8 protein-coding genes are annotated in these 5,900 nt (G+C 65.4%); 7 read left to right on the top strand and 1 reads right to left on the bottom strand.

From position 1 onward, the window contains the following. Positions 1-1,079: asparagine--tRNA ligase (asnS, locus tag AC04L7_RS11045; RefSeq protein ID WP_475513004.1), on the bottom strand; the 1,079-nt coding region annotated here is incomplete at its 3' end. 112 nt (positions 1,080-1,191) lie between these two features. On the opposite strand from asnS, the gene AC04L7_RS11040 reads away from it, so the two are divergent. The 7 genes from AC04L7_RS11040 to AC04L7_RS11010 form a co-directional block, all read left to right on the top strand. Beyond that, positions 1,192-1,530: a HesB/IscA family protein gene (locus tag AC04L7_RS11040; RefSeq protein WP_296280726.1), complete on the top strand. Its 339-nt coding sequence runs from the start codon at positions 1,192-1,194 to the stop codon at positions 1,528-1,530. A 170-nt stretch (positions 1,531-1,700) separates the two neighbouring features. Beyond that, positions 1,701-2,123, top strand: coding sequence for a 30S ribosomal protein S6 (gene rpsF / locus AC04L7_RS11035; protein ID WP_296280725.1), 423 nt, complete (start codon positions 1,701-1,703; stop codon positions 2,121-2,123). A gap of 11 nt (positions 2,124-2,134) precedes the next feature. After that, on the top strand, positions 2,135-2,365 hold the full coding sequence (gene rpsR, locus AC04L7_RS11030; RefSeq protein WP_056880329.1) for a 30S ribosomal protein S18: 231 nt from the start codon (positions 2,135-2,137) through the stop codon (positions 2,363-2,365). 97 nt (positions 2,366-2,462) lie between these two features. Next, positions 2,463-2,912: a 50S ribosomal protein L9 gene (gene rplI, locus AC04L7_RS11025; RefSeq protein ID WP_435998294.1), complete on the top strand. Its 450-nt coding sequence runs from the start codon at positions 2,463-2,465 to the stop codon at positions 2,910-2,912. Between the two features lie 199 nt (positions 2,913-3,111). Further along, a complete protein-coding gene (locus AC04L7_RS11020; protein ID WP_296280738.1) occupies positions 3,112-4,512 on the top strand; it encodes a replicative DNA helicase in 1,401 nt (466 codons plus the stop codon). A gap of 42 nt (positions 4,513-4,554) precedes the next feature. Next, entirely contained in the window at positions 4,555-5,751 is a 1,197-nt protein-coding gene (gene alr, locus AC04L7_RS11015) for an alanine racemase (RefSeq protein WP_435998296.1), read from the top strand. A gap of 31 nt (positions 5,752-5,782) precedes the next feature. Further along, on the top strand, positions 5,783-5,900 hold a 118-nt coding region (locus AC04L7_RS11010), incomplete at its 3' end, for a deoxyribodipyrimidine photo-lyase (RefSeq protein WP_475513005.1).

Raw genomic sequence — 5,900 nt, 5'->3', positions numbered from 1 at the left:
GGATAGTTGGTCACCACGACCGGGCGGCCGACATGTTGTTCGGTCAGCCAGCGCTCGTGTTCGGTCTGCAGATCCAGGCCCCATTCGACCGGGAACTCGAACTTCTGCCCCGACTTCTGCAGCAGCGAGATCGCATCGGTGTAGTCGATGCGCTCGAACGGCGAGTTGACGAAGGCTTCCAGGCGGGTCAGCGCGGTCGGCTCGACGCGCTCGGCGATGAACGCCAGATCGTCGGCACGCTCGCTGAGCACGGCGCGGAACAGGTACTTCAGGAAGTCCTCGGCCAGCTGCGCATTGGCGGCCAGGTCGTTGAACGCCACTTCCGGCTCGATCATCCAGAACTCGGCCAGGTGGCGGGTGGTGTTGCTGTTCTCGGCGCGGAAGGTGGGGCCGAAGGTGTAGACCTTGCTCATCGCCAGCGCATACGCCTCGGCGTTGAGCTGGCCGGACACGGTCAGGAAGGTCTCCTTGCCGAAGAAGTCGCGCGAGAAGTCCACCGCACCTTCCTTGTCGCGCGGCAGGTTGACCAGCTCCAGCGTCGACACGCGGAACATCTGGCCTGCACCTTCGGCATCGGAGGTGGTGATGATCGGCGTGCTGATCCAGAAGTAGCCGTTCTCGTGGAAGAACCGGTGCACGGCCTGCGCCAGCGAATTGCGGATGCGGGTGACCGCGCCGAACAGGTTGGTGCGCGGGCGCAGGTGGGCGAACTCTCGCAGGTATTCCAGCGAGTGCTGCTTGGGCTGCATCGGGTAGGTTAGGGGGTCTTCCACCCAGCCCACCACCTCGATCGCCGAGGCCTGGATCTCGAAGCTCTGGCCCTGGCCCTGCGAGGCCACCAGGGTGCCGGTGGCGACGACCGCGCAGCCCGTGGTCAGGTGCTTGATCTCGGATTCGTAGTTGGACAATGCCGCGGGCGCCACCACCTGGATCGGCGCGAAGCAGGATCCGTCGCTGACGTTGACGAAGGACAGGCCTGCCTTTGAGTCGCGCCGCGTGCGCACCCAGCCGCGCACCGTGACTTCGCCGCCGGCCGGGAGCTTGCCCGCCAGCGCATGTTCGACGCTTACCACCGTCATGGCTTGAATCCTTCGAAGACAGACTTATTAATGGAACGCGGAGTTTACAAGAGCTGCGCAGCCCTCGGCATGCTGAGGGCTATAATCCGTCGGCGTTGCGAAGGAGACACACATGGCCATCACCCTGACCCCGGTCGCACTCGAGCGCGTGCAGCGCTTCGTCGAGCAGACGCCGGCTGCCCTGGGCCTGCGCTTCGGCGTGACCCGCACCGGTTGTTCGGGCTGGGGACACGTGGCCGACCTGGCCCGCGACGAGCGCGAAGGCGATACCGTGTTCGAATTCGGCGGCGTGAGGATCTACGTGGATGCCACCAGCCTGCCGCTGGTCGATGGCACCGAAATCGACTTCGCCAAGCAGGGCCTGTCGGAGACCTTCATCTTCAGGAACCCCAACGCTGCGGCCGAGTGCGGCTGCGGCGAGAGCTTCACCACCACGGCCGACGCCGCCTGATTGCACGCAACGGCACGGCTTGCCCCTAAGTCGTTGACCTGCCATACTTTCCTGCTCCCGGAGGCCAGCCTGGCCGCCGGTTCCTCGCCCCACCGTGTCCATCCGGGCATCGGGGGGCTGTTCCGTCCGGCTGTTTTCGTGGCCGGACCCACATCCGAAAGGTAAAAACGATGCGTCACTAYGAAGTCGTGTTCCTGGTCCATCCGGACCAGAGCGAGCAGGTGCCGGCCATGATCGAGCGCTACAAGGCGCTGATCGAGGGCGGCAACGGCACCATCCACCGTCTGGAAGACTGGGGCCGCCGCCAGCTGGCATACCCGATCCAGAACCTGGTGAAGGCCCACTACGTCCTGCTCAACATCGAAGCCGACCAGGCCGTGCTGAACGAGCTGGTCGAGAGCTTCCGCTTCAACGATGCGGTGCTGCGCAACCTGGTCATCAAGCGCGATGGCCCGGATACCGAGCAGTCCCTGATCATGAAGAACAAGGACGAGAAGGGCGACAAGCCCGAGCGTGGCGAGCGTCGCCGCCGTGACGACGACGAGGCCGGTACCGAAGCCTCGACCGATTCCGACACCGCCGAAGCCGCCTGAGGAGCACCCCCATGTCCAAGTTCTTCCGTCGTCGCAAGTTCTGCAAGTTCACCGCCGAAGGCGTGAAAGAGATCGACTACAAGGATCTCAACACCCTGCGCCAGTACCTGACTGAGAACGGCAAGATCGTGCCGAGCCGCGTCACCGGCACCAAGTCCCGTTACCAGCGCCAGCTGTCCGCCGCGGTCAAGCGCGCCCGTTTCCTGGCGCTGATCCCGTACACGGACAATCACGACGTGTAATCCAGGACCTCCCCGCACGGGGAGGTTCTTCTTTCCTACTGTCATTCGGACAGCCAATCGCTGCAGGCCAGCCTGCTAACGAATACGGAGCAATACGATGGAACTGATTCTTCTGCAGAAAGTGACCAACCTGGGCGTCCTGGGCGACAAGGTCAACGTGAAGCCGGGCTACGGCCGCAACTACCTGGTGCCGCAGGGCAAGGCCGTGCCGGCCACCTCCGCCAACGTCGCCGAGTTCGAAGCCAAGCGCGCCGAGTACGAAGCCAAGGCCAAGGCTGTCCATGACGACGCCGAAGCCCGCGCCGCGAAGCTGGATGGCGCCAGCGTCACGATCACCGCCAACGCCGCGACCGAAGGCAAGCTGTTCGGCTCGGTCGGCCCGCGCGACATCGCCGACGCCTTCACCGCCGCCGGCCTGCCGCTCGAGAAGAGCGAGGTCATCATGGGCGAAGGCGCGCTGCGCAACATCGGCGAGTACGACATCGTCGTCAAGCTGCACGCCGACGTGCAGACGACCGTCAAGGTCGTGGTGCAGGCCGAAGGCTGATCCACCCGCGCATCATCCGTGATGCCGACAGACGGGCGCCGAAAGGCGCCCGTCCTGTTTTGGGATTGGGAGTCTCGGATCCTGAGATGCCCACCGGTTATCCACACACTTATCTGCAACACCCCTGGGCATGGACTGCCTACCATGACCGGCCGTGCTGGCGCTCGCCCCGCATGCGCCGCAGGAGTTCGCCACGCCCATGTCAGCACGCACCAACTTTCGCCAGGATCCGCACGATTCGCGCATCGAACAACTGCGCGTGCCGCCGAACTCCATCGAGGCGGAACAGGCGGTGCTCGGTGGCCTCATGCTGGCGCCGGAAGCCTACGACCGCATCAACGACAAGCTGACGCCGAATGATTTCTACCGGCGCGATCATCAGCTGATTTACCGGGCCATCGGCGAACTGGCAGAAAGGAACCGTCCGTTCGACGCGGTGACGCTGGGCGAGTGGTTCGAATCGCAGGGCCAGATGGAACTCATCGCCGGCGGCGCCTACCTGGTCGAACTGGCCAGCACCACGCCGTCGGCCGCCAACATCACCGCGTATGCCGAGATCGTCCGCGACAAGGCGGTGATGCGGCAGCTGATCGAGGTCGGCACCGAGATCGTCAACGACGCCTTCCAGCCCGATGGCAAGGAAAGCGACGAGATGCTGGCCGTCGCCGAGCAGAAGGTGTTCGCCATCGCCGAACAGGGCGCGCGCGGACGCACCGACTTCGTGGCGATGAACGACGCGCTGAAGGATGCGTTCGAAGTCCTGCGCGTGCGGTCGGAGAGCGGCGGCACGGTCACCGGACTGCCGACCGGCTACACCGAATTCGACATGATGACGGCGGGCCTGCAGCCTACCGACCTGGTGATCCTGGCCGCGCGCCCGGCCATGGGCAAGACCACGTTCGCGCTGAACATCGCCGAATACGCCGCCATCAAGTCGAAGAAGGCCGTCGCGGTGTTCTCGATGGAAATGTCGGCCGGCCAGCTCGCCATGCGCCTGATTTCCTCCGTGGGGCGCATCAACGCGACGCGCCTGCGCACCGGCCAGTTGGAGGATGAGGACTGGAGCCGCGTGACCAGCGCGATCCGCATCCTCAAGGACCAGGCCAAGGTCTTCATCGACGATACGCCGGGCCTGTCGCCGGACGTGTTGCGATCGAAGGCGCGCCGGCTGAAGCGCGAGCACGACCTCGGCCTCATCGTCATCGACTATCTGCAGCTGATGTCGGTACCCGGCAACAACGAGAACCGCGCCACCGAGATTTCCGAGATCTCGCGCTCGCTGAAGGGCCTGGCGAAGGAGCTCAACGTCCCGGTGATCGCGCTGTCGCAGCTCAACCGCTCGCTGGAAACGCGTACCGACAAGCGCCCGGTAATGGCCGACCTGCGCGAATCCGGCGCCATCGAGCAGGACGCCGACATGATCGTCTTCATCTACCGCGACGATTACTACAACAAGGAAACCTCGCCGGACAAAGGCCTGGCCGAGATCATCATCGGCAAGCAGCGTTCGGGTCCGACGGGTTCGTGCAAGCTGCGGTTCTTCGGCGAATACACGCGTTTCGACAACCTGAGCCACGACAATATCGGTGCGTTCGAATAGCCGCCGCTGCGGTCCTAAGCCCGGCGCCGCTACAATCGCGGCATGCCAGGACCTGAATTCCCCGACGTGACGGTTCCCGCGGCCGCCCTCCGCCCGGAAGCCAACGACCGACCCACGCGCATCCGCGTGGACCTGGCGGCGATCGGCCACAATTTCCGCGCGCTGCAGGCGCATGCCGGGGCGCCGGTGATGGGCATCGTCAAGGCGAACGCCTACGGGCACGGGCTGGTGCCCGTGGCACTACAGCTGCAGTCCGAGGGCATCGGACAACTTGGTGTTGCGCTGGTCGAGGAAGGCCTGGTCCTGCGGCGTGCAGGCGTGACTGTGCCGATCCTCGTGATGGGGGGAATCCATGCGCCGCAGGTCAGCCAGTTCCTGGCGTGCGATCTGGAAGTGACGGTCTCGTCGATCGCCAAGCTGCGGCAGGTCGAGGCGGCCGCGGAGGCAACCGGGTGCAGGGCGGTAGTGCACCTGAAGATCGATACCGGCATGGAGCGCATCGGCGTGCACAGCGAGAACGCCGGCGGCTTCATCGAGGCCGCCGTGGCGTCGCCCTGGTGCACCGTGAAGGGCATCTACTCGCATCTGGCGTGCGCGGACGATCCCGCCTCGCCGATGACGCGCGAGCAGTTGCAGCGCTTCCTGCACGCGTGYGGACACTTCGACAGGATCGGTGCGCCGATGCCGATCCGGCACCTCGCCAACTCCGGCGGCGTGCTGCACTTTCCCGAGACCTGCCTGGACATGGTGCGACCCGGCATCGCGCTGTACGGCGTGATGCCCGATCCCGCCTCGCGGCCGACGGTGGCGCTGCGACCGGCGCTGTCGCTGGTCTCGAAAGTCGTTTACTTCAAGGTGGTCAGGGCGGGTCGGACAGTCAGTTACGGCGCCACATGGACGGCCACGAGCGACACGCGCGTGGTCACCGTGCCGATAGGGTATGGCGACGGTTATCCGCGCTCGCTGTCGTCGCGTGGCGAGGTCCTGGTGCGGGGCGAGCGCCATCCGATCATCGGTCGCGTCTGCATGGACCAGTTCATGGTCGATCTGGGCCCGGGCGGGAGCGCCTACAACGAAGACGAAGTGGTGCTGATCGGCCGGCAAGGCGCCGAAACCATCCCGTGCGAAGCGGTGGCGCAGGCGGCGGGGACGATCCCCTACGAAATCCTCACCGGACTCAATGCCCGCATTCCGCGCGAGTACGGGAACACTGCATCCGCTGCCGGGCCCGTTGCGTAGACGCTGCTGCCCTTCCCAGCGATCCGACTGCATGCCCAACGCCATCGTCTGGTTCCGCCATGACCTGCGCCTGGACGACAACCCGGCCCTGCGGGCTGCGGTGGAGGAGGGGTTCACCCCGATTCCGGTTTACGTGCATGCCCCCGCCG

The sequence above is a fragment of the Pseudoxanthomonas sp. LjRoot204_2 genome, assembly GCF_056175765.1.
The sequence above is the reverse complement of the archived record's forward strand: the minus strand, read 5'-3'. Positions and strand labels throughout refer to the sequence as shown.

Coding starts and splice junctions, on each gene's coding strand:
- rpsR (WP_056880329.1), top strand. CDS start 2,135: ATGTCCAAGTTCTTCCGTCGTCGCAAGTTCTGCAAGTTCACCGCCGAA.
- AC04L7_RS11040 (WP_296280726.1), top strand. CDS start 1,192: ATGGCCATCACCCTGACCCCGGTCGCACTCGAGCGCGTGCAGCGCTTC.
- rplI (WP_435998294.1), top strand. CDS start 2,463: ATGGAACTGATTCTTCTGCAGAAAGTGACCAACCTGGGCGTCCTGGGC.
- AC04L7_RS11020 (WP_296280738.1), top strand. CDS start 3,112: ATGTCAGCACGCACCAACTTTCGCCAGGATCCGCACGATTCGCGCATC.